Raw genomic sequence first — 26,385 nt, 5'->3', positions numbered from 1 at the left:
CTCAAGCCGCTGCGCGTTGCAAGCGAAAGACCGGCCGCCGGCCGCTCACCACCAGCCCCTTGGCATTGCGGATGACCGCGTTTCTGCGCAGCGCCAGGGCCTCTCGCTGGGTGGCGTCCAGCCATCCCAGATGGTCCATCACCTCCACGGCAGCCGCCACCTGCGCCGTCATGTTGCCGTCCATGATCTTGAGGGCAAATGCCTCGCCACGGCTGCGGCTGCCCACCACCTGCACCCCGTCGGCCCCGGTCTTTGAGACCCAGTCGCCCTGCCCTGCCCGCATGAAATCCAGGTCGTGCCGGCCGGTGCCGGAGCCCAGCTCCGGGCGTTGCACCATGGCATCGGCCAGTGCGGTCAGGCTCTGGTCCAGATCCGTGTCGGGCGCCCCACCTGCCAGGCGCGCATAGCCCCGGGCCAGGTGCGCGAGCGGCATGGCGTAGTTGGGGGCGGAGCAGCCATCGATGCCCATGACCAGTTGCTCAGGCCCCAGCCCCACTGCCTGCGCCACCCGCTCGCGAATCGCCCACTGCAACGGGTGCGCAGGGTCCAGATGGTTGTCGAGCGGCCAGCCCTGCCGCACACAATGGGCGACAAAACCGGCGTGTTTGCCGCTGCAGTTGTTGTGGCGTTCGTCAGGCACAAAGCCGTCCGGCAGCGAACCCAGCCCCAGCTCGGCAAACAGTGGCGGGTGGCAGCCGCAGCGCAGGGCGTGGTAGCTCTGCCCCACACTGCCCAGCATGTGCTCAACCTGCTCGACATGCATGGCCTCGCCGTTGTGGCTGGCGCACAGCAGGGCCAGTTCGCCCGCGCCCCAGCCCAGCGCCTGGGCGCCGCCAGACTGCATGAACGGCAGGGCCTGAAATGCCTTGATGGTGGAGCGCGTGAACGTGACCGTGTACGGGTCGCCCACCTGCGCCAGCACACGGCCATGGCGGTCGGACACCGCCACGGCGCCCCAGTGCTGGCATTCGGCGAGGTCGCCCCGGGTCACCTCGATCAGCGGAACAAAACCCATGGTGATCTCCAGCGTGACTACTGCGCCGCCGGTGCGGGGGCCAGCGTCAGCTCATGGGCCCAGCTTGCGGGCTGGCGCTGCAACGCGCGGTAGCCCGTCTGCGCCCAGGTGCTGCTCATGTCGCGGTAACGCGGCGAAAACACCAGGCCACTTTGTCCGGTCTGGTAGATGAAGCGCGACTGCTCCAGGTCGGCCAGGTCGTACACCGCGCGCAGCGATGCGGCGTGGCGGTTCACAAACGGCCCCTTGGCTTCGCCCGCGTTGTACTGCCCCACGTTGACGGTGTAGGCGTCGCCATGCGATGGCTCGCTCACGTCAAAAAAGCGGGCCAGTGCAGGCACATTGCCAAATGGCCGGTGCACGCTGAGTGCCGGGTGCGCCGCGCCCCAACGCCATTGCGCGGGGTCTGCGCCGTACGCCGCCTGCAGCCGGTCGAGCGCGCGTCCCAGGGCTGCGGCCGACTGCTCTGCACACGATGCGGGCTGGCACCACCAGGGGTCGTTACGCTCCAGGATGCCTTCCAGCGCGGCCCGGTAGTCGCGCTTGCCGTAGGTGGCGGTAAACCGCGCGTCACCGATGCGCGGCACGATCAGGCCACGCGCCAGCTCGTCGGTCCATGCGGCAAACACCAGGGGCGCAGCCTTGCCCGCATCCATCACACCGTCAAAGCCTTGGAGCTGCTGTTGCGCAGCTGCGGCCAGGGGGTGTGATGACTTGGCCTGCTGCAGATAGGGCAGCAGCCTGCGCGTGGCCAGCGACGTTACATCGCGGTGAATGGCCTGCATGCTCGCGGCATCGTGCTTGTCGGTCGCCTCGATCAGCTGCGCAATGCGTTCGTAGCGGTAGGGCAAGGCCCAGTCTTGGGTGAGGTAGTGGGGATAGTCCGGCGCGGTCACCCGCTGGTTGGCGGTGGCAATCCAGCCCCGGGCGCCGTTGTCCTCGGGCGTCTGGTCATACGGCAGCCAGCCCTTCCAGTCGTACCGCGCATCCCAGCCCGGTGAGGGCGCCACGCCCCGGATGTCGTTGGCCGGGTCTCGCACAGGTGCGCGGCCTGCGGCCTTGAAACGGATGTTGCCCTGGTCATCGGCCGCCACCACGTTCTGCATCGGCGAGTGGTAGTGCGACAGGGCCGCGAACAACGCGTCCACCGATTTCGCCTGGTTGGTCTGGAGGCCCGCCAGCACCGTCTGGTTGTCGGCATCGAGCGCGCTCCAGCGCAGCGCCAGCACGTATTTGCCGAGGTCCAGCACGTCCGCATGCGACTTCTGCGCATCGCTCAACACAGGGCCATGCCGGGTGCTGCGCACTTTCAGGGCGACGTCGGCCTGCCCTTTCACACGGATGGTTTCGTTGCGCACCGTGAAGGGTGCCCAGCCTTCGGGCGTGCGGTACTGCGAGGCATCAGCGGGGTTGATCTGCTCCAGGTACAGGTCCTGAACATCGGGGCCCGTGTTGGTGAAGCCCCAGGCCACTTTGTCCGTACGGCCCAGCACCACGAAAGGCATGCCGGGCAAGGTGGCGCCCACCGCGTCGATGGCGCCCATGGGGGTGCCGTCAGACGCCTGGCCCGCAGGTGCCTGCAAGCCCGCAAAGTACCAGATGGCAGGTGCCGACAGGCCCAGGTGCGGGTCGTTGGCCAGCAACGGTTTGCCACTGACGGTGCGGGTGCCCGCCAGCACCCAGTTGTTGCTGCCCTTACCCTCGTTGGTACCTGCGTTGCGGGTCAGTTCGTCAGCCCAGGCCAGCATGCCGGCACTGATCTGGCGGGACAAAGGCCCGTCACCCAGCGCGGCAGATGCAGCCCCCCGGTCGACCGGTTCAGCGGCGGCCGCCGGTGCAACAGAAGCGCTGGCATCGGTGGCCCGGTACACCCCCAGCTGCCGGTACAACGCGGCCAGGTCGGCCGAGGCTGCGGGGCGCTCGCCCGGGTACGGTGGCATCAGTTGCCACAAACGCTCGGTGTCCAGCGTTTTCGCAATGGACAGCCGCGCAAACTCGTTGCCCCAGTTGCCGCCCAGGTCCAGCGCCATCATCAGCGCCCAGCCCACGCTGTCCTCAGGCTCCCACACGGCGCCCGTGGTCCCGCCGGGCTGAACGCCCAGGATATGGAAATCCGGCGGCAGCGCCTGGGGGCGGTTCTGGTGGAAGGCGTGGATGCCCTGGCTGTAGGCCTGCAGGGCCTCCTGGGCATACAACGGCAGGCCTGCATACTGCCGCTTAGCCGTGCCCATGATGTCCAGCGTGCGCATGAGCTTGTCGGTCTCCAGCGTGGCAGGCCCAAACACTTCGGACAGCTCGCCGTGCATCACGCGACGGTTGAACTCCAGCTGCCAGGTGCGCTCCTGCGCATGCACGTAGCCCATCGCAAACCAGGCGTCTTGCGGGCTCTGCGCGCGGATGTGGGTGACGTCTGCGCCATCGCGCTGCACCTGCACGGCCTGGCGCAGGCCCTTCACGACCAACTTGCCATCCAGTGTCGCAAAGCTGCGCTGTACATACACGGCAGCCCCCGTGCCAGCCAGCAAGGCCGCCACCACCAGCCCGACGGCCGTTCGCTTCATCCACGCCATGTCTCGTGTCTCCTGATTGTTCTGGGTTGTTTGTGTGGGTTCGGAAGTGAAAGGGCTGCGCGCTGACCGGGAGCCCGCCGCGCTGTGACAGCTGTCGGCGGCAGCCGACGGCCTCAGCCCAGATGAACGCTGGTGCCGGCGACCTGAAAGTTCATGATCGGAGCACTGGACTCGGTAAAGGGAACCCCCAGCGCAATTTGCCCCGTGCCATGCAGGATGCAGGCATCGCGGCGCAGCCGCACTGGCGAGTCGCTGCCGTCAAACCGCACCCAGGTGCCGAAGCTGCTCATGTCGGTCAGCACAAAGCCGCTGTTGCGCCAGTCGATGCGCGCATGCAGCCGTGAAACGCGGGGGTCATTGATGCACAGCTGGGCATGGTTGGCGCGCCCCACATGCACGGGCGCATCCGACGAAGTGAACGACATGTCCACCCCATGCCAGGAAAACTGGATCTGCCCCAGGATGGAATCGGCCGGAGCAAAACTGCTGACCAGCGCCGCCTGCATGGTGAGCGAATCGGGCTCTTCGTTCTCGCGCCACTCCACCTGGTAGAGCATCTGCAGCTCGGCCTTGCCACGGATTTCCATCAGGCCCAGCTTGCGGTACCACACATCGGCAGCCGCCCCTGCCAGCAGCACAGTCGTCTCGGTGGCCCAGATTTCGGCGGGGCCCGCGCGCTCGCACAGGCGGGAGGCCACATTGACGGCATCACCGTAACAGTCGCCATCCACATCGACCACCTCGCCACTGGCCACTCCCACGCGGATGTCCATGCGCAGCGGCTGCGGCCACCGGTCCAGACGCGCTTGGTGCTGGCGCAACATGTGGGTGGTGGCAGTCACGGCACTGGCCGCATCACCAAACACACACAACACACCGTCGCCCAGCTTCTTGACCACGCGCCCCGCATGCGCCTCGATGGTGTCACTGATCCACTGCGTGACCTGCGTCACCGCCTCGGTGGCGCGCTCGTTGCCCAGCGTTTCATACAACGAGGTGCTGCCCGAAATGTCGGCGAAGACCACCGTTGACAACACACTCATGAACGATGGCCGATTAGTAACATCATGTGAACCAGTTTAGTGCAAGCTCAACGAAGACGCATCTATCAAAGCGTCAACAATCCTTTGCCAAGGTCTTTGCGGTCCACGCACGCCAGTACTTGCGGCCTCACTGCAGGCGCTGATGGCGGCGGTAGGTGCGGTGGGTGCGCATCTTGGGTGCCTGAAGACCCGGCAAAGCGCACGCCGAGCCGCGCACCTGTTCGCGTGGTTGCCTCGCGTCAGGCCGCCGCAAGCATTCGCGATGAATTGCGTAAAAGTTCGCAACAAACGGGGGCGCCGTGTTGTCTTTATGCAAAAACAGGAGCGCCACCCTTGCGTCAAACCTCACTCCCGCTTACTTTAATCGACCCTGTTACAAAAATCGCACAGCCCGCCGTCCATGCGCTGGAACAAGCCCAATCTCCGCAACAACCTGCACGACCTGCTCGGTCGTGACAAGCCGTCATCGACGGCCTGGGTGCGCGACCAGGGTCTGGAAGAGGTGCGGCGTGCCATGCTGCACAGCCTGATGGGGTTGACCGGCTGCGAAGTGGCGCGCATGAACATGCGCCTACGCTATGCGGGCGACATTGAAGCGCTGTGGTACCTGCGCAGCGATTTGCTTGACACGCTCACCCTGCTGCGCGGCGAGGCCATCGCGCAGACGGTGCTGGACCAGGTGACGCCGATGTTCCAGGGGCAGTTGCCGCTGTCGCTGCGGGTGCCACAAATGCCCAACGCACCCCGCGCGCACCTCTGAAACTCTGAGATTGCAGCCCTGACAGCCGGGGCCGGTCACCACGCCGCACTTACATCGTGCCACGCAGCGGCCCCAGGTTAGCGCCGCCTGTTCAGTGCTGGTGGCCCCAATAGATCAGCGCATCGCGCTCTTCCACCGACAACGACACCGTTGCCCCCACGGGCAGCAGCACCTTGGTCTCGACATGCCCAAACGGCAGGTTGGTCAGCACGGGCGCCTTGATCTGGGTGCGCAGCCAGTCCACCACCGACTGCAGCTTGTAGCCCTTGTCGTGCGGCGCCAGCTTGAAGTTGGTGAACTGCCCCAGTACCACGGCCTTTTGCTGGGCCAGCACACCGGCGTGCAGCAGCTGGGTCAGCATGCGCTCAACGCGGTAGGGATGCTCGTGCACATCCTCCACAAACAGCACCCCACCCTTGACCTGCGGGAAGTACGGCGTGCCGACCAGCGAAGCCAGCACCGCCAGGTTGCCGCCCCACAGGGTGGCGCTTTTCACATAGACGTTGGGCACAGCAGGCTTGCCGGTAGTGGCATGGGGCTTTTCCTTGTGCATGCGCCAGCCCGTGCCTTCGCCGTGGCCGGTCAGCAGGTCGTCAAAGCAGGCTTCCATGATGTCGTCGGGCGCGCCCTCTACGCCAAAATCGGCCCCCAGCGACGGCCCCGCCCAGGTGGTGGCCCCGGTTTTGGCCAGCACGGCGAGCTGGAAGGCGGTGAAGTCGCTCACGCCCACGAAGTGGGTGCCCTTTTCGATGGCCTTGGCCACCGCCTTGTAGCGGACGCCCGGCAGGATGCGCGTGAGGCCATAGCCCCCGCGCGAGATCAGCGCCACATCGGCACCACTGGCCGCCGCACGGTGGATGGCGGCCAACCGGGTGGCGTCGTCGCCCGCAAAGCGTGTGTGTGTGGCCAGCGCGTCCACATCCACCTCCACCTCATGGCCCTGGGCCTTGAGACGGGCGATGCCCCGCTTGAAGGCGGCCTTGTCGCGCACTGCACTGGAAGGCGAGTAGATGTAGATGTGCTTGGGACCGTGGTCGTGGTCGCACTGCGAGGGATCGTGATGGTGGTCGTGCAAAGCGCTCAGGCCCCGGTGGGGCCTGCTCCGAAAACAGGGGGGATGCCCGCTGCCCCATGCGGTCATGGGGCGCCATCGGGCACATCAGTGCGTGAAGTATTCCACAGCCTGTGCAGCAATGGCCTCGCCATGCTCCTGAACGAAGTGGCCCGCATGGGGCAGCACCACCGGCTCGGGGCATCCACGGATGTTGTGTTGCAGCGCCCGCATGGTAGGCAGCCCCAGCACGGGGTCTTGCGCCCCCACCACCATCAGGCTGCGGCCTTGCCACTGGTGCTGCCAGAAATCGCGGGCTGCACGCGACAGCGCCGCACCGGCGTCATCCAGGGCGGCAGGGACACGTTCGGGGAACGCACGCAGCGCAGCCCGGTAACCTTTGTCCGGAAAGGGGACATCGTAGGCTGCGCATTCCGCAGCGCTCAGGTGCGGGTTGCCGCGTGCCAACAGGCGCCCTACCCCGTACAGCGGCTTGTCCCGGCACATCGCACGCCAGTCCACAAAGCCCTGGGGCAACGGTGCATCGCCTGTGGCCAGCAGCGTGTTCATCACCAGCAGGCCGCCAAACCGCTCGGGCATCGCCATGGGCAGCGTGAGGCCCAGGATGCCGCCCCAGTCCTGCACCACCAGCACGGCATTGCGCAGGTCCAGCCGCTCGATCAGCTCCAGCAGCACCTGGCGGTGCCATTCGAACTGGTGCGCACCTTCCTTCTTGGGCTTGTCGCTTTTGCCAAAGCCGATCAGGTCGGGCGCCACCACGCGGTCGCCTGCAGCCAGAAAGGTGGGCAGCATGCGGCGATAGAGGTAGCTCCAGGCCGGGTTGCCATGCAGGCACAGCCAGGTGCGGCGTGCATCGCGGGGGCCTTCGTCCAGGTAGTGCAGGCGCAGGCCCGCCAGACTCGGCAGGTCGCTGACGTAGTGGGGAGCCCAGGGGTAGCCGGGCAGGTTCGCGAAAGCCGCATCGGGTGTACGCAAGGCATCGTCACGCAGGGGGTGGCGGGCCAATGCCTCGGCGCGTTGCTGACGGCGCCGCTGCGCAAAAAAGCGGCTCAGCAGGCCGCCGCACTCCTCGGCCAGCACCCCGCCCTGCACCTCGGTCTGGTGGTTGATCTCGGCATGCCCAAACAGGTTGAGCACCGAGCCTGCCGCCCCCGTCTTGGGCTCCATCGCACCAAACACCACCCGTGCCAGGCGGGCATGCAGCATGGCGCCACTGCACATGGCGCAAGGCTCCAGCGTCACATACAGACTACAGCCGTCCAGCCGGTAGTTGCCCAGGCGCAGCGCCGCGGCACGCAGGGCCACGATCTCGGCATGGGCCGTCGGGTCGTGGCCTTCCACCGGGGCATTGCGGCCAGTGGCGATGACCTGGCCGTCCTTGACCACGATGGCGCCCACGGGCACCTCGCCCGCGCTGGCAGCCGCTTGCGCCTCGGTCAGGGCCAGTCGCATCCAGTGCGCATCGTCGGCGGTTTTCATCACTATATTTTCAATAGCATCCAAGGCATGAAATATCAGCGCTTGAAGCCGATCTGGCTCATTTTTTCTCGTCTTCGGGCATGGGGCGTGCCTGTTGCATCAGGCCTTCTACCTGCTGCTTGACCTGCTGCTGCATCTGCTGGCTCTGCTCACGCACCGTGCCGGTCGGCGCCGACGCAGGCCCCGCCGCGCCTGTGGCGGTTTGCAATGCGGGCACGGGGGCGCGCGTGGCCGCCAGTTGCTTCTTGGCCAGCAGGCCCACGATGGCCAGCACCACCACCAGTCCGACCAATCCAAACATTGCGCGCATACCTGGGCTCCTTGGCGGGCACCGGGGGCCCGCGCGTTCTTGCGATGGGATCTGACTGTAAAGCCAAACGCCGCACGCAAAAACGGCCGCATGGAGCGGCCGTGGGGTCAGGAGTCGATGAAGCAACGCCGGAGAGTGACCTCAGTTCAATGCCACGCGGCTGCCGTCCTTGAACGTGTACAAGGTCACGGCGGGCGTGGTCAACTCGCCCTTGGCGGTGAAGGCGATGTTGGCGGTCACGCCCTTGTATTCAGTCTTGGTGAGGAACGGCGCGAACACCTTGGGGTCCACCGAGTTGGCGCGCTTCATCGCGTCGGCCAGCACCATGGCGGCGTCATAGGCATAGGGGCTGTAGATCTGGAACTGGCCGGGGAACTTGGCGTCGTAGCGCTTCTTCCAGTCCGAGCCGCCCTGCATCTTGTCCACCGAGGCCCCGCCCGTCGCGCAGGTCACATTCTTCAGCGCGGGGGTCTTGCCCGACAGTTCGGGCAGCTTCTCGGTGCACAGCGCATCACCGCCAAAGAACTTCACGTTGCCCAGGCCCAGCTGCTCCATCTGGCGCAGCATGGGGCCAGCTTGGGCGTCCAGGCCGCCGTAGAAAATCGCGTCGGGCTTCTTGTTCTTGATGGCGGTGAGGATGGCCATGAAGTCGGTGGCCTTGTCGTTAGTGAACTCCTCGGCCACCACTTTCAGGCCCTTTTGTTGCGCCGTCGCCTTGAAAACCGAGGCCACGCCCTGGCCATAGGCCGTGCGGTCGTCGATGATGGCCACGCTCTTGAGCTTGAGGTGGTCTGCACCAAACAAGGCCAGGGCAGCACCCAGCGCGTTGTCGTTGGCGATCAGGCGGAAGGTGGTCTTGTGGCCGGGCTTGGTCAGGTCGGGGTTGGAGGCCGAGGCCGTGATGTGTGGCAGGTCGCACTTGGCGTAGACCGCCGAGGCGGGAATGGACGTGCCCGATTGCAGGTGCCCCACCACGCCCGCCACCTTCTGGTCGCACAGCTTCTGGGCCACGGCGGTGGCCTGGCGTGGGTCGCCCGCGTCGTCTTCGGCCGCGATTTCAAACTTGATCTTCTTGCCGCCGATGACGAGGTTCTGGGCGTTCAGGTCGTCAATGGCCAGACGCACACCGTTTTCCGTGTCTTTGCCGATGTGGGCAATGCCGCCCGACACCGGGCCTGCGTGGGCGATCTTGACGGTCTGTACGTCCTGGGCAGAGGCCAGATGGGCCGCCAGCGCAAGGGCGGTCAGTGCAGAAATTCGGAACAGGGGCGAAGAAGCGAAAACGGGGCGCAGCACGGTACAAAGTCTCCTTGGTCGGTCAAAGCATCCTGTTGTGCACCGAACTTGTACACAACAAACCCCGCATCGTAGCCACCTCAACCCTCGTTTTCGCAAAATTACTAAGCAAACTTAGCAATTTGCTCCGGCATTAACCGGGCTAATGAGTCCGGCGCCTACCGCCCGGCCAGGCACGCTGGGATAATCACGCCCCATGTCCCTCCTGCCCCACCAGCTCGAACTGCTCTCGCCTGCGCGCGACGCAGACATTGGCATCGAAGCCATCAACCACGGCGCAGATGCCGTCTACATCGGCGGCCCGGCCTTTGGCGCGCGGGCCAGTGCGGGCAACGACATCCGGGACATCGAGCGCCTGGTCAGGCACGCGCATCGCTTCAACAGCCGCATCTTCATCACGCTCAACACCATCCTGCGCGACGATGAACTGGAGGCCGCGCGCCAGATGGCCTGGCAGGTGTACGAGGCGGGCGCGGATGCATTGATCATCCAGGACATGGGCCTGCTCGAAATCGACCTGCCCCCCATCCAGCTGCACGCCAGCACCCAGACCGACATCCGCACGCCTGAAAAGGCGCGTTTTCTGCAGGATGTGGGCCTGTCGCAAATCGTGCTGGCACGCGAGCTCACAGTGCAGCAGATCGCCGCCGTGCACAAGGCGCTGGGCCCGGTGGATGCCCCCGGCCGCGCCAACATCGAGTTCTTCATCCACGGCGCGCTGTGCGTGGCCTACAGCGGCCAGTGCAACATCAGCCATGCGCAAACGGGCCGCAGCGCCAACCGGGGCGACTGCAGCCAGGCCTGCCGCCTGCCTTACCAGGTGACGGACGCGCAGGGCCGCTTCATCGCGCATGACAAGCACGTGCTGAGCATGAAGGACAACAACCAGAGCGACAACCTGCGCGCCCTCATCGACGCAGGCGTGCGCAGCTTCAAGATTGAGGGCCGCTACAAGGACATGGGCTATGTGAAGAACATCACCGCCCACTACCGAACGCTGCTCGACGAGATCATCGAAGAGCGCGAGGCGCAAGGCCGCCCGCTGTCGCGCTCGTCCAGCGGGCGCACCACTTTCACATTCAAACCCGACCCGCTCCAGAACTTCAACCGCGAGTTCACCGATTACTTCGTGACGGGCCGCAAGGAAGACATCGGCGCCTTCGACACCCCCAAGAACCCCGGCCAGGCCATCGGCTGGGTGACCAAGGTGGGCCCCGACTTTGTGGAGCTGGAGGTGAGCGACCCCGCCACCGTGCTGCACAACGGCGATGGCCTGTGCTACTACGACCTGCACAAGGAGCTGGTGGGCATGGCCATCAACGTGGCCGAGCCGGTGTCGGCACGGTCCGTGGGCCAGTGGCGCGTGTACCCCAAGGACCCGATGGAAGGCTTCAAGGACCTGCGCAAGGGCACCGAAGTCAACCGCAACCGCGACATGGACTGGGTGCGCACGCTCGAGAAAAAATCCAGCGACCGCCGCATCGGCCTGTGGGCGCACCTGAGCGAAACGCCCAGCGGCTTCAGCCTGATGCTGACCGACGAAGACGGCAACGCGGGGTGTGCCGAGGTACAGCAGCCGCATCAACCCGCCACCGATGCCACCAAGGCCGAAGCCAGCCTGCGCGAGCAACTGGGCCGCTTTGGCGCGACGGTGTTTGCGGTGCACGACATTGCGCTGCAGCTGTCGCAGCCCTGGTTTGTGCCCGCCTCGGTGCTCAACGCGCTGCGCCGCGATGCCGTGGCCGACCTGGAGGCCAACCGCGCCCGCAACTTTGCCCGCCTGCCGCGTGCCATACCGGTGGAGCCCCCTGTGCCCTACCCCGAGGACACGCTCTCCTTCCTGGGCAATGTGTTCAACCACAAGGCCCATGACTTCTACGTGCGCCACGGCGTGAAGGTGATCGCTGCCGCCTACGAAGCGCATGAAGAAGAAGGCGAAGTCAGCCTCATGATCACCAAGCACTGCGTGCGCTTTTCCATGAGCCTGTGCCCCAAGCAGGCCAAGGGCGTGACGGGCGTGCAGGGCACCATCAAGGCCGAACCCTTGATGTTGATCAACGGCAAGGAGAAGCTAACCTTGCGCTTTGACTGCAAGCCCTGTGAAATGCACGTGGTGGGCAAGATCAAGCGCCAGGTGCTGAACCAGGTGCCAGAAGCCCCGCTCCAGTTCTACAAAGCCCGGCCGCAAGTCGCGCACTAAGGCAACGCCGAAGAAGTCCTTGTGCGGGCGTGCGGCCCGTTTCACCGATCGCCGCATGTCCCCATCCACCGCGCCGCACCTGCACCCCACCGACGCCGTGGCCCAGGCCCATGGTGTCAACCCTGAAGCAGGCCTGCACGCCGACGAAGCGCTGCGCCGCAGCGCCACCCATGGCGCCAACGAGTTGGCCGCATCGCAGGACCGCCCCTGGTGGCGCCTGCTGGCCGACCAGTTCAAGGACTTCATGGTACTGGTGCTGCTGGGTGCGGCCGTCATCTCGGGGCTGGTGGGCGAGGTCACCGACACGCTGGTGATCCTCGTCATCGTGGTGCTCAATGCCGTCATCGGCTTTGTGCAGGCCTGGCGCGCCGACCAGGCCATGGCGGCGCTGCGCCAGCTGGCCGCGGCGCACGCCACCGTGCTGCGCAGCGGTACAGTGCAGGTGGTTCCTGCCACCGTGCTCGTGCCCGGCGACATCGTGCTGCTGGAGGCGGGCAACCGGATCCCGGCCGACCTGCGGCTTATCGAGATCGCGCAGTTGCAGGTGGATGAATCGGCCCTCACGGGCGAGTCCGTCACCGTAGCCAAACAGACCGAAGCCCTGGCAGCCGACGACGTGGGCGCGCTCGGCGACCGCACCAACATGGCCTTCAAGGGCACCACCGCAACCCACGGCCGCGCACGCGGCCTGGTGGTGGCCACCGGCATGCGCACCGAGCTGGGCAAGGTGGCCACGCTGCTCGACACCGGCGACCGCAGCACGCCGCTGCAACTGCGCCTGGCGGCGTTTGGCAAGCGCCTGGCGATAGCGGTGCTGGGCATCTGCGCGGTGATCTTTGTGGTGGGCGTGCTGCGCGGCGAGGCGCCGCTGCTCATGGCCCTCACCGCCATCAGCCTGGCGGTGGCCGCCATCCCCGAGGCCCTGCCCGCCGTGGTCACGGTGCTGCTGGCCCTGGGCGCACGCCGCATGGTGGCGGTGCATGCCCTGGTGCGGCGCCTGCCCTCGGTGGAGACCCTGGGCTCGGTCACCACCATCTGCTCGGACAAGACCGGCACCCTGACCCAGAACCGCATGCATGCCGAGTTGCTGCTGGCACACGGTGTGCGCTGGGTGCCCGGCGACCCCTTGCCCGGTGCGGCCCATGCCGAAGCCCTGTGCGCCGCCGCGCTGTGCAACGACGCCACGCTGCAGGCAAAGAACGAAGAGGGCCCGTCGGGCGTCCACTGGCTGGGCGACCCCACCGAGACCGCGCTGGTGCTGGCCGCCCACGCGGGCGGGCTGGACAAGGCCCAGCTCGACGCTGCAAGCCCCCGCGTGCAGGAGCAACCGTTTGACTCCGACCGCAAGCGCATGACGACCTTCCACCGCGCGGCCGCAGGCTTTGTGGCCTACACCAAAGGCGCGCCCGAATCCGTGCTGCCCCGCTGCACCGCCCACTGGACGCCTGAAGGCGCTGCCGCACTAGACACCGCCAAGGTCCTCACCACTGCCCAGCAGCTCGCTGCACAGGGGTTGCGCGTGCTGGCCCTCGCCCGCCGCAGCCACGCCCGCCTGCCCGACACCAACGACATCGACGCAGTAGAAAACCAGCTGGAGCTGCTGGGCCTGATCGCCCTCATCGACCCACCCCGCGCCGAGGCCCAGGCCGCAGTGCGCGACTGCATCAGCGCGGGCATCACCCCGGTGATGATCACGGGCGACCACCCCGCCACCGCGCGCGCGATTGCGCACCGCCTGGGCATTGTGAAGAGCAGCGATGCCCCGGTGCTTACCGGCGCCGACCTGACCACACTGGACGATGCTGCGCTGCGCGCCCGCGTGGAGCAGGTGCAGGTCTACGCCCGCGTGGACCCGGCGCAGAAGATCCGCATCGTCGAGGCGCTGCAGGCCCAGGGCCACTTTGTGGCCATGACGGGCGACGGCGTGAACGATGCCCCGGCGCTCAAGCGTGCCGACATCGGCGTGGCCATGGGCCAGGGCGGCACCGACGTGGCGCGCGAGGCCTCGAGCCTGGTGCTGCTGGACGACAACTTCGCCACCATCGTCGCGGCGGTGCGCGAGGGCCGCCGCATCTACGACAACATCCGCAAGTTTGTGCGCTACGCGATGACGGGCAACTCGGGCGAGATCTGGACCATCTTCCTGGCGCCGCTGTTGCTGTTGCCCATCCCTTTGCTGCCCATCCACATCCTGTGGGTCAACCTCGTCACAGACGGCCTGCCCGGCCTGGCGCTGGCGGCCGAACCGGCCGAGCGCGGCATCATGCAGCGCCCGCCCCGCGCGCCGCGCGAAAGCCTGTTTGCCCACGGCATGTGGCAGCACATCCTGGGTGTGGGCCTGCTCATCGGCGGGCTGTGCCTGGCGGTGCAGGCCTGGGCTCTGCACACCGGCCACACGCACTGGCAGACCATGGTGTTCACCGTGCTCACGCTGGCGCAGATGGCGCATGTGATCGCCATCCGCTCCGAATCCGAACCCATCTGGCGCCTGGGCCTGCTGAGCAACCGCCCGCTGCTGGGTGCCGTGCTGCTCACCTTTGCGCTGCAGATGGCCACCATCTATGTGCCCTGGCTCAACCCCATCTTCCGCACCGAGCCGCTGAGCCTGGGTGAGCTGGTGCTGTGCATCGGCGCCGCGCTGGTGGTGCTGGTGGTCGTGGAAATCGAGAAGGCCTGGCGCCGTAGCCAGCAGGCGCGGCGCACCACCCCAGAGCCCATGGACAGCGCCATGGACGAGCCCTCGGCCTGAAAGAGTCCAGGGCGCACAAGAATGTCATAAGCACATAGCCAACGATTCGATGACGCCAGGGGTCCAGGGTGCCAGAATGGCCCGCGCCATCGGCACATCGGGCCTCGTCCAGCAATGGGCCGAGCCCGGTTGTTCCACTCCCATCCCTTCAATGAAAGAGACAGCACCCATGCAGATCGAAACCCTGGCCGTACACGCAGGCTACAGTCCCGACCCCACCACCAAGGCCGTGGCCGTGCCCATCTACCAGACGGTGGCCTACGCGTTTGACAGCGCCCAGCATGGCGCCGACCTGTTTGACTTGAAGGTGCCGGGCAACATCTACACCCGCATCATGAACCCCACCACCGACGTGCTCGAAAAGCGCGTCGCGGCGCTGGAAGGCGGCATTGCCGCGCTGGCCGTGGCCTCGGGCATGGCCGCCATCACCTACGCCATCCAGACCATTGCCGAAGCGGGCGACAACATCGTCTCGGCCAGCACGCTCTACGGCGGCACCTACAACCTCTTTGCCCACACGCTGCCGCAGCAGGGCATCACCACCCGCTTTGCCGACCCGCGCGACCCGGCCAGCTTTGCGCAGCACATTGATGCGCGCACCAAAGCCATCTTCATCGAGTCTATCGGCAACCCGCTGGGCAACGTGACCGACATCGCCGCGCTGGCCAAGGTGGCGCACGACCACGGCGTGCCGCTGATCGTGGACAACACCGTGCCCAGCCCCTACCTGCTGCGCCCCATCGAGCATGGCGCCGATATCGTGGTGCACTCGCTCACCAAGTACCTCGGCGGCCACGGCAACAGCGTGGGCGGCGCGATTGTGGACAGCGGCAAGTTCCCGTGGGCGGAGCACAAGGCACGCTTCCCGCGCCTGAACGAGCCCGACGTGAGCTACCACGGCGTGGTCTACACCGAGGCGCTGGGCCCCGCCGCCTTCATCGGCCGTGCACGCGTGGTGCCACTGCGCAACACGGGTGCGGCGCTGGCGCCGCTCAATGCCTTCCTGATCCTGCAAGGCATCGAAACCCTGGCGCTGCGCATGGACCGTATCTGCGACAACACGCTGGCGATTGCCCAGTACCTGCAAAGCCACCCCAAGGTCGAATGGGTGCGCTACGCCGGTCTGCCCGACCACCCGGACCACGCGCTGGTGCAACGCCAGTCAGGCGGCAAGGCGTCAGGCATCCTGAGCTTTGGCGTGAAGAACAGCGACGCCGACCCACGTGCGGCCGGTGCGCGCTTCCTGGATGCGCTGCAGCTCTTCACGCGCCTCGTGAACATTGGCGATGCAAAGTCGCTGGCCACCCACCCCGCGTCCACCACCCACCGCCAGCTCAACCCCGAAGAGCTGGCCAAGGCGGGCGTGAGCGAAGGCATGGTGCGCCTGTCGGTCGGCATCGAGCACATCGACGACCTGCGGGCGGACCTGGCGCAGGCACTCGACAAGGTGTGATGTGCGAATGGCCATGCGCCCCCAAAAGCGCATGGCCAAGCACCTGTCACCGTACTTTTGAGGCTTTTTGCGTCCAAGCGCTAGTGGAATATGCGCAACCAGCTACATATTTGATAGCAAACAAGATCACGGCACGCAGCGACGCCGTCATGCTGGCCCCAACGCGGCGGGTCAATGACGGCCAGCGCCAGGCGCTGGCCGCCTTCAGCCGATGTCGCGTGCCAGCCGAATGCCGGTGAACTGCCAGCGCGCCGTGGCCGGAAAGAAGTTGCGGTAGGTCAGTCGCTCGTGCCCCGGCGGCGTGGCGCTGGACGAGCCCCGCAGCACGTACTGGTTGACCATGAACTTGCCGTTGTACTCACCCACGGCGCCTTCGGCCACCCGGAAGCCGGGGTACGGCGCGTAGCTCGACTGCGTCCACTGCCAGGCAGCGCCGTGCCACTGCGCCACGCCAGCGGCACCCTGCGCGGCCGCATGCTCCCATTCAGCCTCCGTGGGCAGGCGCGCGCCCACCCAGCGCGCGTAGGCATCGGCCTCGTAGTACGACAGATGCACCACCGGCTGGTTGCCCTGCAGCGGCTGCAGGCCGGCCAGCGTGAACTGGTGCCAGGCCCCGTCGACGCGATGCCAGTACAGCGGCTGCTCCAGACCCTGCGCCGCCCGCCAGTCCCAGCCTTCGGCCAGCCAGAGCAGTGGGTTGCGGTAGCCGCCACCTTCCACAAACGCCAGATACTCGGCCTGTGTCACCAACCGCGAGGCCAGCGCGTAGGGATGCAGATACACACGATGGCGCGGGCCCTCGTTGTCAAAGGCAAAGCCGTTGCCAGCGTGGCCGATATCGGCCAGCCCCCCGTCAAAGGAATGCCACGCCAGTGCTTCGCCAGCCTCGGGCGCCACAGCGTCAGAAGCCTTGGCATAGGCGGGGAACAAGGGGTTGCAGGACAGCAGGTGCAGGATGTCGGTGAGCATCAGCTCCTGGTGCTGCTGCTCATGCTGCAGGCCCAGCTCGATCAGGCCACGCAGCGCAGCGTCGTGCGCCACAGCGGGCCACAGGCGGGCCATGCGGGCGTCCACGTCGGCCCGGTAGGCGAGCACCTCGTCCAGCGATGGCCGCGTGAGCAGCCCGCGCTGCGGACGCGGGTGCTTGGCGCCCACACCGTTGTAGTAGGAGTTGAACAGCACCCGGAACGCCGGTGCAAACGGCTGAAAACCTGGCTCGTGGGCTTCGAGCACAAAGGTCTCAAAGAACCAGGTGGTGTGGGCCAGGTGCCATTTGGTGGGACTGGCATCGGGCATGGACTGCGCGGCGCAGTCCTCGGGCGACAGTGGTGCCGCCAGGGTCAGCGAGCGGCCGCGCACGGCGGTGTAGCGCGCCAGCAGCGTGTCAAATGCGGGGGATGTCACGGTCATGGCAGCCACCGGTCAAGGACGGGCGTGGACCACCGCGAACCAGCCCCGCTCGTCCGTCCACGCCTGGGCCTGCGCAAAACCGGCGCGCGCAAGCATGTCGGTGAACACGGGCAACGGGTACTTGTAGCTGTTCTCGGTGTGGATGCGCTCGCCCTGGTCGAACCTGCGACCGCCGCCGGGCCAGCACACCTCGGTGTCAGAGGCAGCCTCCAGGTGCATTTCGATGCGCGACGCCTCGGTGTTGAAGAACGCACGGTGCTGCCACTGCGCCACGTCAAAGTCGCTGCCGATCAGGCGGTTGACATGCCTCAGCACATTGCGGTTGAACTCGGCGGTGACCCCCGCTGCATCGTCGTAGGCGGCTTCGAGCACCGCCACATCCTTGGGCAAATCGATGCCGATGAGCAGGCCGCCATCGTCGTCGATCAGCTCGCGCATGTGGGCCAGCAGCTCCAGCGCGTGCGGCGGGTCGAAGTTGCCGATGGACGAGCCAGGGTAGAACACGAGGCGCCCGGTGCGGGGAATGTCGTCAGGCAGTGACACCCCCAGGGTCATGTCGCCCGCCAGCGCGCGGGCATCCAGCGCCGGGAAGTCGTCGCGCAGCCCTTGCACCGCCTGCTCCAGAAAATCCGCCGAAATGTCCACGCCCACAAAACAGGCCGGCTGCACCAGGCGGCACAGGGTGCGGGCCTTCTGGCAGTTGCCCGCGCCCAGTTCGATCAGGGTGCGGCCTGCGCCCACGGCGCCCGCGATGCTGTCTGCATGTGTCAGCATCAGCGCCATTTCGGTGCGTGTGGGGTAGTACTCCGGCAGCCGTGTGATGGCTTCAAACAGCTGCGAGCCATGCTGGTCGTAGAAATACTTGGGGGAGATGCGTGCGGGCCGCTGGGTCAGTCCGCGGGTGATGTCGGAATAGCGAGGCAGGAGCATGGGTCGTCAGGACGTTGGGGCGGCAGCGCCGCCGGGTGGTCAAAAGCAGAGGCACCTGGAGCGCCCACATTGCGGCCCGCCCCACACGCTCCCCTGCCCCATTGTGCGTTGCCTCGCTGACTGCCGTGTGTAGGCCATTTCCGCACCCGAAAAAAAAGGGCTGGCGCATGCGCCAGCCCTTCAGACCCTTGGAGAACTTTTATTGTCAGGAACGCAGGGCCCGCCTGGGGCCCTGTGCCCTTAGAAGCGCCAGCCCAGACCCACGCCCACCAGAACGGGGTCCACCTTGAAGGTGCCCAGCTTGGCACCACCTGCGCTCACATCGGTCTTGATGAAAACCTTCTTCACGTCGAAGTTGAGGTACAGGTTCTTGGCCAGCGGGATGTCCACACCCACTTGCAGCGCGGGGCCGAAGCTGTTGCGGTCAATGCTCACACCCGCAGGCAGGTTCACGCTCGAGAAACGCGTGTAATTCAGGCCTGCGCCCACATAGGGCTTGAAGCCGGGGGCATCAAAGTGGTACTGCGCCAGCAGTGTGGGGGGCAGGTGCTTGAGCGTGCCAATGGCTGCGCCGCCAGCGCTGAGCGTGTGCTTCTGGGGCACGGTCAGGATCAGCTCGGCCGCGATGTTCTTGTTGAAGAAGTAGGTCACATCCACTTCAGGGATGGTCTTGTTGTTGACCGACAGGCCCAGCGGTGTGCTGTCCTTGTTGGCGCTGTCCAGGTGCACCGCACGTGCACGGACCATCCAGGGGCCTTCAGCCTGTTGCGCCAGGGCAGCGCCAGAAGAGAGGGCACAGAGAACGGCGACAGCCAGCAGGTTCTTTTTCATGGTATTTCGCATCGGTTGGACGGGGACGACCCCCGTGCATGCATTGAACCGCTGCGGCCACGACCCGGCCTTGCCTTACCTCAAGCCCTCGGTAGTAACCCTTAGACCTAGATCAAGGAATACCCACTATCAAGCTGTGGACTTGCCCCGCAGGCGCTGAACCAGGGTCCACCCGGCCAGCACCAGGCCACCCGCCACGATGCCCACCACGGCGTTCAGCAGGTTGGGCACCAGCACCGCCCACAACCCGCCCACGGGCCATTGCGCCGCTGCCGTGCCTGCGGCCTCAACCGCATGGTGCAACGCAGGCACGCCGTGCACCAGAATGCCACCGCCCACCAGAAACATCGCCGCAGTGCCCGCAATGGACAGCCCCTTCATCAGCCAGGGTGCTGCGCGCAGGATGCCCGATCCCAGGGCGCGCGCGGCGCTGCTGGCCTTGTTGTTGAGCCACAGGCCCAGGTCGTCCAGCTTGACGATACCCGCCACCAGCCCATAGACACCGATGGTCATGATGATGGCGATGCCCGACAGCACCGTGAGCTGCTGCACGAAGGGCGCAGCGGCCACCGTGCCCAGCGTGATCGCAATGATTTCGGCCGACAGGATGAAGTCCGTGCGCACGGCGCCCTTGATCTTGTCCTTTTCAAAGGCCACCAGATCCACCGCTGGATTGGCATTGGCCTTGGCGTGGCTCTCATGCTCGGCCTCATCCTCATGCTGGGCGTGCAGCAGCTTGTGCGCCACCTTCTCAAAGCCCTCAAAGCACAAGAAGGCGCCCCCCACCATCAGCAGCGGCGTCACGGCCCACGGCGCAAAGGCGCTGATCAGCAGCGCAGCGGGCACCAGGATGACCTTGTTGATGAACGAGCCCTTGGCCACCGCCCACACCACCGGAATCTCGCGCTCAGCGCGCACCCCGGTCACCTGCTGGGCGTTGAGCGCCAGGTCGTCCCCCAGCACCCCCGCCGTCTTCTGTGCAGCCACCTTGGTCATCACCGACACATCGTCGGCCATGGCAGCGCTCTTCTTGGCCGCCACCTTGGTCATCAAGGCCACATCGTCGAGGATGGTGGCGATATCGTCGAGCAAAGCAAGCAGGCTGCCAGCGGCCATGGGAAGTCCTTGGGATGAGTCGCAAAAAAATGCGGCGAACAAGCCGCCGGTGTGCGCCGCACTATAGCAACGCACAGGCAACCGCCGCGCAAGCCCCATCGTCGTGCAGCGGCCATGCCATTCGCAGATAGCCCCACACCGCCTGCGGGCATGCCTGCCCAGCCACAAGGCGCATACTCGCGCCCTCATCCACTACCCGCTATGGGGCCTTCTGCGGGCTTCACCGCCCCGCCATGCCCGGCTACCTGACCAAGCAAGAAGACATCGCCATCACCGGCGCGGCAGACCTGATCATCCAGTCGCTGCTGGACAAGCAGCAGTTTGCCGACCCACTGGGCGCCGCCGAGGCGCTGGGTATCTCATCGGCCGCCTGGCCCCTCTTCGGCCTGTTGTGGCCGTCGGGCGCGCAGCTGGCCCAGCGCATGGCCAGCCGCCCCCTGCTGGCGGGCGAACGTGTGCTGGAGATCGGCTGCGGACTGGGTCTGGCCAGCCTGGTGTGCCACCGGCGCGGTATCGATGTCACTGCCAGCGACTGCCATCCTCTGGCCCAACAATTTCTGCAGGAAAACGCGCGCTTGAACGGCCTGTCACCCGTGAAGTACCGTACGGGTCAGTGGGGCTCGGACGCGCCAGCACCGGCCAACGCGGTGCAAGGCCAGTTCGACCTCATCATCGGCAGCGATGTGCTGTACGAACGCGACGCCCGTGCGTCCCTGGCCACCTTTCTGGACCACCACGCAGGCGACGGCGCACAGATCTGGATCGTGGACCCGAACCGGGGCAACCGCTCCAGCTTTCACAAACAGATGGCGGTCCACCGCTTCGAGGTGGTGGAAGAGCGACTGGACCACCCCGCGCAGGAAGACCGCCCGGCCTACAAGGGCCGACTGCTGATGTACCAGCGCACCTTAACAGCGGCCTGAACACGACCTTGAAGGGTTGGCCCGGCGCGATAGCGCCACCATCAGACCGCCGAGCCCGCGCACCCTAAGCGCCAGGGCAGCCGAGCAAGGGCCGCCCCGCAGCGAGGGCTGCGTCCCTCTTCCCGATTCGCGCAGCGAATCGAGAGAAGGGGGAAGCGGCGCAGCCGCTCAGGGGGATGCCCCCTGCTACCCCACCCACTTGCGCGCGTTGCGCCAGATGCGCATCCAGCCGCTGTACTGCGCCTTGTCTTCGCTGGTCCAGCTCATCTGCACGTTGCGGAACACGCGCTCGGGGTGCGGCATCATGGCCGTGAAGCGGCCGTCGGCCGTGGTCACTGCCGTCAGGCCACCCGCGCTGCCGTTGGGGTTGAACGGGTACTGCTCCGTCGCGCGGCCGTGGTTGTCCACGTAGCGCATCGCAGCGATGGCCTTGTCGGCGTTGCCCCGGTACTTGAAGTTGGCATAACCCTCACCATGCGCCACGGCAATGGGCAAACGGCTGCCGGCCATGCCCTGCAGGAACAGGCTGGGAGATTCGAGCACTTCCACCAGCGACAGGCGGGCCTCGAAGCGCTCGCTCTGGTTGGTGGTGAAGCGTGGCCAGTCTTGTGCGCCGGGGATGATGTCGGCCAGCTCGGCAAACATCTGGCAGCCGTTGCAAACGCCCAGGCCGAACGTGTCGGTGCGACCGAAGAAGCCCTGGAACTGTGCGGCCAACACCGGGTTGAAGGTGATGGACCGCGCCCAGCCAATGCCAGCGCCCAGCGTGTCGCCATAGCTGAAGCCGCCGCAGGCCACCACGCCCTTGAAGTCTTCGAGCTGGACGCGGCCGGTCTGCAGGTCGGTCATGTGCACGTCGTAGGCCTCGAAGCCCGCCTCGGTGAAGGCGTAGGCCATCTCGATGTGCGAGTTCACGCCCTGCTCGCGCAGGATGGCGACCTTGGGTTTGGCCAGGTTGAGGTACGGCGCGGCCACGTTGTCGGCCGCGTCGAACGTGAGGTGCACGTGCAGGCCCGGGTCGGTGGGCTCGCCCGCTGCAGCGTGCTCGGCATCGGCGTTGGCGGGGTTATCGCGCTGCTGGCAGATCTTCCAGCTCACCGCATCCCACACCTGGTGCAGGTCGGCCAGCGAGGCACTGAACACGGCCTTGGCATCTCGCCAGACCTGGAGTTCGCCCTTGCCTGCGTCGATTTCGGACGACACTGGGCGCGTCTTGCCCACGAAGTGGCTGAATTTGGACAGGCCATGCTCGCGCAGCACCTGCATCACATCGTTGCGCTCGGCGGTGCGCACTTGCAGCAGCACACCCAGCTCTTCGTTGAACAGCGCCTTGAGCGTCAGTTCTTCACGGCGGGCACTGACCTGCTGCGCCCAGTTCTTGGCGTCACCGGTTTCCATGCGGCTGTCGCTGATGCCGTCGCCTTCAGTCACCAGCATGTCCACGTTGAGCGCCACGCCCACATGGCCTGCAAAGGCCATTTCGGCTGCTGCGGCCAGCAGGCCACCATCGCTGCGGTCGTGGTAGGCCAGGATATGGCCCTTGGCGCGCAGTGCGTTCACGGCGTTGACCAAGTTGACCAGGTCTTTGGGGTCGTCCACATCGGGCACCACGTCGCCGCTTTGCTCCAGCGTCTGGCCCAGGATGCTGCCGCCCATGCGGTTCTGGCCCTTGCCCAGGTCGATCAGCACCAGCGTGGTATCGGCCTCGGTGGCGTTGAGCTGGGGAGTGAGCGTACCCCGCACGTCGGACAGCGAAGCAAAGGCGCTCACGATCAGGCTGACGGGCGAGGTGACTTTCTTCTTGTCGGAACCTTCATTCCACTGCGTGCGCATGGACAGACTGTCCTTGCCCACGGGGATGGACACGCCCAGCGCGGGGCACAGTTCCATGCCCACGGCCTTCACGGTTTCGTAGAGCGCAGCGTCTTCGCCGGGCTCGCCGCAGGCGGCCATCCAGTTGGCCGACAGCTTCACACGCGGCAGCTCAATGGGCGCAGCCAGCAGATTGGTGATGGCCTCGGCCACGGCCATGCGACCCGAGGCGGGCGCGTTGATGGCGGCCAGCGGCGTGCGCTCGCCCATGCTCATCGCTTCACCCGCAAAGCCCTTGTAATCGGCCAGCGTCACGGCGCAATCGGCCACGGGCACTTGCCAGGGGCCGACCATCTGGTCGCGGTGCGACAGGCCACCCACGGTGCGGTCGCCAATGGTGATGAGGAAGCGCTTGGAGGCGACCGTGGGATGGGCCAGCACATCGATCACGGCCTTTTGCAGCGGCACGCCGGTCAAGTCCATCGGTGCAAATTCGCGCACCACGGTCTTCACGTCGCGATGCATCTTGGGCGGCTTGCCCAGCAGCACGTTCATGGGCATGTCCACGGGGAGCTTCTGGTCGTCGGCCGTGGCAGCGGGGTCGTGCAACACCAGCTGGCGCTCTTCGGTGGCCGTACCGATCACGGCAAACGGGCAGCGCTCGCGTTCGCAGAAGGCTTTGAACTGCTCCAGCGATTCGGGCGCAATCGCCAGCACGTAGCGTTCTTGCGACTCGTTGCTCCAGATTTCCTTCGGGCTCATGCCGGACTCTTCGAGCTGCACGGCACGGAGGTCAAAGCGCGCGCCGCGGCCAGCATCATTGGTCAGCTCGGGGAAGGCGTTGGACAAACCGCCCGCGCCCACGTCGTGGATGGCCAGGATGGGGTTGTTCGTGCCCTGTGCCCAGCAGTGGTTGATGACCTCTTGTGCACGGCGCTCGATCTCAGGGTTGCCGCGCTGCACCGAGTCAAAGTCCAGCTCGGCCGCATTGGTGCCGGTGGCCATGGAGCTCGCCGCGCTGCCGCCCATGCCGATGCGCATGCCGGGGCCGCCCAGCTGGATCAGCAGCGAGCCTGCAGGGAATTCGATCTTTTTCGTCAGCTCTGCATCGATCACGCCCACACCGCCCGCGATCATGATGGGCTTGTGGTAGCCACGCTGCACACCGCCGACGTTCTGCTCGTACTCGCGGAAGTAGCCGTTCAGGTTGGGACGGCCGAATTCGTTGTTGAACGCCGCGCCGCCCAAGGGGCCTTCGACCATGATCTGCAGCGGGCTGGCAATGTGCTCCGGCTTGCCCACGGTGCTGCCCCAGAGCTTGGACACGGTGAAACCCGTGAGACCCGCCTTGGGCTTGGAGCCCCGGCCCGTGGCGCCTTCGTCGCGGATCTCGCCGCCCGCGCCGGTCGAAGCGCCAGGGAAGGGCGAGATGGCCGTGGGGTGGTTGTGCGTTTCCACCTTCATCAACACATGCTGGGCGACGCTACTTTTTTGATAGCTATTGGCGCTTGATTCACTAGCGCTTGCGGCCATTTTTGCCACAAAACGCTCCACCTGATGGCCTTCCATGACCGAAGCGTTGTCTGAATACGCGATCACCGTGTGCTGGGGCGCCAGCTGGTGCGTGTTGCGGATCATGCCGAACAGGCTCTTGCCCTGCGCCACGCCGTCGATGGTGAACTCGGCGTTGAAGATCTTGTGGCGGCAGTGTTCGCTGTTGGCCTGCGCGAACATCATCAGTTCCACGTCGGTGGGGTTGCGCTTCAGGCCCGTGAAGGCGGTCACGAGGTAGTCGATTTCATCGTCGGCCAGGGCCAGGCCGAAGCGGGTGTTGGCCGCTTCGAGTGCCGCGCGACCACCGGCCAGCACATCCACATGCTCCATGGGGGCGGGCTGCAGTTCGGTGAAGAGGGCGGCTGCGGCGCTGCGGTCGGCCACCACCGATTCGGTCATGCGGTCGTGCAGCAGGGCCGCGATATGGCCCAGTTGCTCGGCCGTCAGCTCGGGCGTCTTGCCCAGCAGGCCGGATTTCAGGCTGACGCGGTACTCGGTGATGCGCTCGACACGGCGGATGGCGATGCCGCAGTTGCGCGCAATGTCGGTGGCCTTGGAGGCCCAGGGCGACAGCGTGCCCAGGCGGGGCGTGACGATGAGCGCGGCGCCGTCTTCAGGGCCCGCGTAGGGGTCGCCGTAGGTCAGCAGCGCGGCCAGGCGTTCTTGTTCTGCAGGAGTGGGGGCCGCATCGGTGGCGACCAGGTGCACGAAACGCGCTGCAATGCCACTGATCTTGGGGTGGATCGCCTCCAGGGCGGGTTGAAGTTGCTGGGCGCGGAAGGAGCTGAGGGCGTTGCCGCCCGCCAGCGTGGTCATGTGCAAGGTCACGGTAGCGGCCTGTTGGGGGGTGTCAGGGGTAGAGGGTGGCTCCGGGCGCCAGCGTGCAACCAGCACCGGAGCCCTCCATTTTACCGGGCATGGCCGGGCCGCCTGCGCAGCCGGGGGCCCAATGGGATAATTGCGCCATGAGCATCACCATCAAAAGCGCCGAGGACATCGAGGGCATGCGCCTGGCCTGCCGTCTGGCCTCCGAAGTGCTGGACTACATCACACCGCACATCAAGCCCGGCATCACCACCAAAGAAATCGATCGCCTGGGCGCCGAATGCATGGCCCAGCAGGGCACCATCTCGGCCACCGTGGGCTACCAGCCACCGGGCTACCCGCCCTACCCGGCTTCACTGTGCACCTCGGTCAACCATGTGGTGTGCCACGGCATCCCCAATGACAAGCCGCTCAAGAAGGGCGACATCGTCAATGTGGACGTGACCGTGATCACCAAGGACGGCTGGTACGGCGACAACAGCCGTATGTTCCTGATCGGCGAATGCTCGATCGCCGCCAAGCGCCTGTCAGCGCTGACGTTTGAAGCCATGTGGCATGGCATCGTGCAGGTCAAGCCCGGCGCGCGGCTGGGTGATATCGGCCACGCGATCCAGAAGTTTGCCGAAGGGCACGGCTTCTCGGTGGTGCGCGAGTTCTGCGGCCACGGCATTGGCCAAAAGTTCCACGAAGAACCCCAGGTGCTGCACTATGGCAAGCCCGGCACGCTCGAAGAACTGGTACCCGGCATGGTGTTCACCATCGAGCCCATGATCAATGCCGGCCGCCGCGACGTGAAGGAATTTGGCAACGACGGCTGGACCATCGTGACCAAGGACCACAGCCTGTCGGCCCAGTGGGAGCACACGGTACTGGTCACGCCCACGGGCTACGAGGTGATGACGTTGTCAGCGGGTTCGCCCCCGCTGCCGTCCTTTGTGACCGCCACCAAGACCTGAGGTGAGCGCCGGGCCACCGGTTCCCGCGCAAAAGGGCAGCCGCTTGCACAACTCTTGCATGGCTTTTTCATGGCCTCCCAC

The 26,385-nt window shown here is 66.2% G+C and carries 18 protein-coding genes; 6 read left to right on the top strand and 12 right to left on the bottom strand.

The window, feature by feature from the left end:
• Nucleotide 1 precedes the first annotated feature (1 nt).
• The 3 genes from ASD75_RS06840 to ASD75_RS06830 form a co-directional block, all read right to left on the bottom strand.
• On the bottom strand, nucleotides 2-1,015 hold the full coding sequence (locus ASD75_RS06840) for an asparaginase (protein WP_056744214.1): 1,014 nt from the start codon (nucleotides 1,013-1,015) through the stop codon (nucleotides 2-4).
• A gap of 17 nt (nucleotides 1,016-1,032) precedes the next feature.
• Nucleotides 1,033-3,585: a penicillin acylase family protein gene (locus tag ASD75_RS06835; protein WP_056744212.1), complete on the bottom strand. Its 2,553-nt coding sequence runs from the start codon at nucleotides 3,583-3,585 to the stop codon at nucleotides 1,033-1,035.
• Between the two features lie 113 nt (nucleotides 3,586-3,698).
• A complete protein-coding gene (locus tag ASD75_RS06830) occupies nucleotides 3,699-4,628 on the bottom strand; it encodes an adenylate/guanylate cyclase domain-containing protein (protein WP_056744210.1) in 930 nt (309 codons plus the stop codon).
• A 400-nt stretch (nucleotides 4,629-5,028) separates the two neighbouring features.
• Here ASD75_RS06830 and ASD75_RS06825 point away from each other — a divergent pair, with 400 nt between their 5' ends.
• On the top strand, nucleotides 5,029-5,388 hold the full coding sequence (locus ASD75_RS06825) for a hypothetical protein (RefSeq protein ID WP_056067399.1): 360 nt from the start codon (nucleotides 5,029-5,031) through the stop codon (nucleotides 5,386-5,388).
• A gap of 91 nt (nucleotides 5,389-5,479) precedes the next feature.
• Here ASD75_RS06825 and ASD75_RS06820 read toward each other — a convergent pair whose 3' ends face one another.
• The 4 genes from ASD75_RS06820 to ASD75_RS06805 form a co-directional block, all read right to left on the bottom strand.
• Nucleotides 5,480-6,463, bottom strand: a complete 984-nt coding sequence (locus ASD75_RS06820; protein WP_056744208.1) for an LD-carboxypeptidase — start codon at nucleotides 6,461-6,463, stop codon at nucleotides 5,480-5,482.
• Between the two features lie 84 nt (nucleotides 6,464-6,547).
• Nucleotides 6,548-7,939, bottom strand: a complete 1,392-nt coding sequence (tadA, locus tag ASD75_RS06815; RefSeq protein WP_056744206.1) for a tRNA adenosine(34) deaminase TadA — start codon at nucleotides 7,937-7,939, stop codon at nucleotides 6,548-6,550.
• A 58-nt stretch (nucleotides 7,940-7,997) separates the two neighbouring features.
• Nucleotides 7,998-8,249 carry a hypothetical protein gene (locus tag ASD75_RS06810; RefSeq protein ID WP_056067393.1) on the bottom strand — a complete coding sequence of 84 codons (252 nt, stop codon included), beginning with the start codon at nucleotides 8,247-8,249 and terminating at the stop codon, nucleotides 7,998-8,000.
• A 141-nt stretch (nucleotides 8,250-8,390) separates the two neighbouring features.
• Entirely contained in the window at nucleotides 8,391-9,545 is a 1,155-nt protein-coding gene (locus ASD75_RS06805; protein ID WP_056744204.1) for a branched-chain amino acid ABC transporter substrate-binding protein, read from the bottom strand.
• A 196-nt stretch (nucleotides 9,546-9,741) separates the two neighbouring features.
• Between ASD75_RS06805 and ASD75_RS06800 the strand changes: the two genes are divergently transcribed.
• The 3 genes from ASD75_RS06800 (at nucleotide 9,742) to ASD75_RS06790 (ending at nucleotide 15,947) form a co-directional block, all read left to right on the top strand.
• Nucleotides 9,742-11,745: a U32 family peptidase gene (locus ASD75_RS06800; RefSeq protein ID WP_056744202.1), complete on the top strand. Its 2,004-nt coding sequence runs from the start codon at nucleotides 9,742-9,744 to the stop codon at nucleotides 11,743-11,745.
• A gap of 55 nt (nucleotides 11,746-11,800) precedes the next feature.
• Nucleotides 11,801-14,494, top strand: a complete 2,694-nt coding sequence (locus tag ASD75_RS06795; protein ID WP_056745088.1) for a cation-translocating P-type ATPase — start codon at nucleotides 11,801-11,803, stop codon at nucleotides 14,492-14,494.
• Nucleotides 14,495-14,663: 169 nt separating this feature from the next.
• Nucleotides 14,664-15,947, top strand: coding sequence for an O-acetylhomoserine aminocarboxypropyltransferase/cysteine synthase family protein (locus tag ASD75_RS06790; protein ID WP_056744200.1), 1,284 nt, complete (start codon nucleotides 14,664-14,666; stop codon nucleotides 15,945-15,947).
• A 204-nt stretch (nucleotides 15,948-16,151) separates the two neighbouring features.
• Here the strand turns inward: ASD75_RS06790 and egtB are convergent, their stop codons facing one another.
• From egtB to ASD75_RS06770, 4 genes are all read right to left on the bottom strand, one after another.
• The gene (gene egtB, locus ASD75_RS06785) at nucleotides 16,152-17,357 is read right to left on the bottom strand and encodes an ergothioneine biosynthesis protein EgtB (protein ID WP_056744198.1); all 1,206 of its coding nucleotides are present in this window, start codon (nucleotides 17,355-17,357) and stop codon (nucleotides 16,152-16,154) included.
• A 12-nt stretch (nucleotides 17,358-17,369) separates the two neighbouring features.
• Complete coding sequence (egtD, locus tag ASD75_RS06780; protein WP_056744196.1) at nucleotides 17,370-18,287, bottom strand: L-histidine N(alpha)-methyltransferase; 918 nt, start codon at nucleotides 18,285-18,287, stop codon at nucleotides 17,370-17,372.
• Nucleotides 18,288-18,527: 240 nt separating this feature from the next.
• Nucleotides 18,528-19,118, bottom strand: a complete 591-nt coding sequence (locus tag ASD75_RS06775; RefSeq protein ID WP_015013729.1) for an OmpW family protein — start codon at nucleotides 19,116-19,118, stop codon at nucleotides 18,528-18,530.
• A 129-nt stretch (nucleotides 19,119-19,247) separates the two neighbouring features.
• On the bottom strand, nucleotides 19,248-20,234 hold the full coding sequence (locus tag ASD75_RS06770; protein ID WP_056067381.1) for a DUF808 domain-containing protein: 987 nt from the start codon (nucleotides 20,232-20,234) through the stop codon (nucleotides 19,248-19,250).
• A gap of 233 nt (nucleotides 20,235-20,467) precedes the next feature.
• On the opposite strand from ASD75_RS06770, the gene ASD75_RS06765 reads away from it, so the two are divergent.
• A complete protein-coding gene (locus ASD75_RS06765; RefSeq protein WP_056744194.1) occupies nucleotides 20,468-21,157 on the top strand; it encodes a methyltransferase in 690 nt (229 codons plus the stop codon).
• Between the two features lie 186 nt (nucleotides 21,158-21,343).
• Here ASD75_RS06765 and purL read toward each other — a convergent pair whose 3' ends face one another.
• Nucleotides 21,344-25,351, bottom strand: coding sequence for a phosphoribosylformylglycinamidine synthase (gene purL / locus ASD75_RS06760; RefSeq protein ID WP_056744192.1), 4,008 nt, complete (start codon nucleotides 25,349-25,351; stop codon nucleotides 21,344-21,346).
• Nucleotides 25,352-25,488: 137 nt separating this feature from the next.
• Here purL and map point away from each other — a divergent pair, with 137 nt between their 5' ends.
• Nucleotides 25,489-26,304: a type I methionyl aminopeptidase gene (gene map, locus ASD75_RS06755; protein ID WP_056744190.1), complete on the top strand. Its 816-nt coding sequence runs from the start codon at nucleotides 25,489-25,491 to the stop codon at nucleotides 26,302-26,304.
• Nucleotides 26,305-26,385: the final 81 nt, after the last annotated feature.

Source organism: Acidovorax sp. Root568 (assembly GCF_001427445.1).
Classification (GTDB): domain Bacteria; phylum Pseudomonadota; class Gammaproteobacteria; order Burkholderiales; family Burkholderiaceae_C; genus Acidovorax; species Acidovorax delafieldii.
Note: the sequence above shows the minus strand (reverse complement) of the source record. Positions and strands in the feature narration are given on the sequence as shown.

Excerpts from the sequence above, each read along its gene's own strand:
- ASD75_RS06770 (WP_056067381.1), bottom strand. The coding sequence starts at position 20,234 with ATGGCCGCTGGCAGCCTGCTTGCTTTGCTCGACGATATCGCCACCATC.
- map (WP_056744190.1), top strand. The coding sequence starts at position 25,489 with ATGAGCATCACCATCAAAAGCGCCGAGGACATCGAGGGCATGCGCCTG.
- ASD75_RS06795 (WP_056745088.1), top strand. The coding sequence starts at position 11,801 with ATGTCCCCATCCACCGCGCCGCACCTGCACCCCACCGACGCCGTGGCC.
- ASD75_RS06765 (WP_056744194.1), top strand. The coding sequence starts at position 20,468 with ATGCCCGGCTACCTGACCAAGCAAGAAGACATCGCCATCACCGGCGCG.
- egtB (WP_056744198.1), bottom strand. The coding sequence starts at position 17,357 with ATGACCGTGACATCCCCCGCATTTGACACGCTGCTGGCGCGCTACACC.
- ASD75_RS06835 (WP_056744212.1), bottom strand. The coding sequence starts at position 3,585 with ATGGCGTGGATGAAGCGAACGGCCGTCGGGCTGGTGGTGGCGGCCTTG.
- ASD75_RS06775 (WP_015013729.1), bottom strand. The coding sequence starts at position 19,118 with ATGAAAAAGAACCTGCTGGCTGTCGCCGTTCTCTGTGCCCTCTCTTCT.
- egtD (WP_056744196.1), bottom strand. The coding sequence starts at position 18,287 with ATGCTCCTGCCTCGCTATTCCGACATCACCCGCGGACTGACCCAGCGG.
- ASD75_RS06825 (WP_056067399.1), top strand. The coding sequence starts at position 5,029 with ATGCGCTGGAACAAGCCCAATCTCCGCAACAACCTGCACGACCTGCTC.
- ASD75_RS06840 (WP_056744214.1), bottom strand. The coding sequence starts at position 1,015 with ATGGGTTTTGTTCCGCTGATCGAGGTGACCCGGGGCGACCTCGCCGAA.
- tadA (WP_056744206.1), bottom strand. The coding sequence starts at position 7,939 with ATGAAAACCGCCGACGATGCGCACTGGATGCGACTGGCCCTGACCGAG.
- ASD75_RS06800 (WP_056744202.1), top strand. The coding sequence starts at position 9,742 with ATGTCCCTCCTGCCCCACCAGCTCGAACTGCTCTCGCCTGCGCGCGAC.
- ASD75_RS06830 (WP_056744210.1), bottom strand. The coding sequence starts at position 4,628 with ATGAGTGTGTTGTCAACGGTGGTCTTCGCCGACATTTCGGGCAGCACC.
- ASD75_RS06790 (WP_056744200.1), top strand. The coding sequence starts at position 14,664 with ATGCAGATCGAAACCCTGGCCGTACACGCAGGCTACAGTCCCGACCCC.
- ASD75_RS06810 (WP_056067393.1), bottom strand. The coding sequence starts at position 8,249 with ATGCGCGCAATGTTTGGATTGGTCGGACTGGTGGTGGTGCTGGCCATC.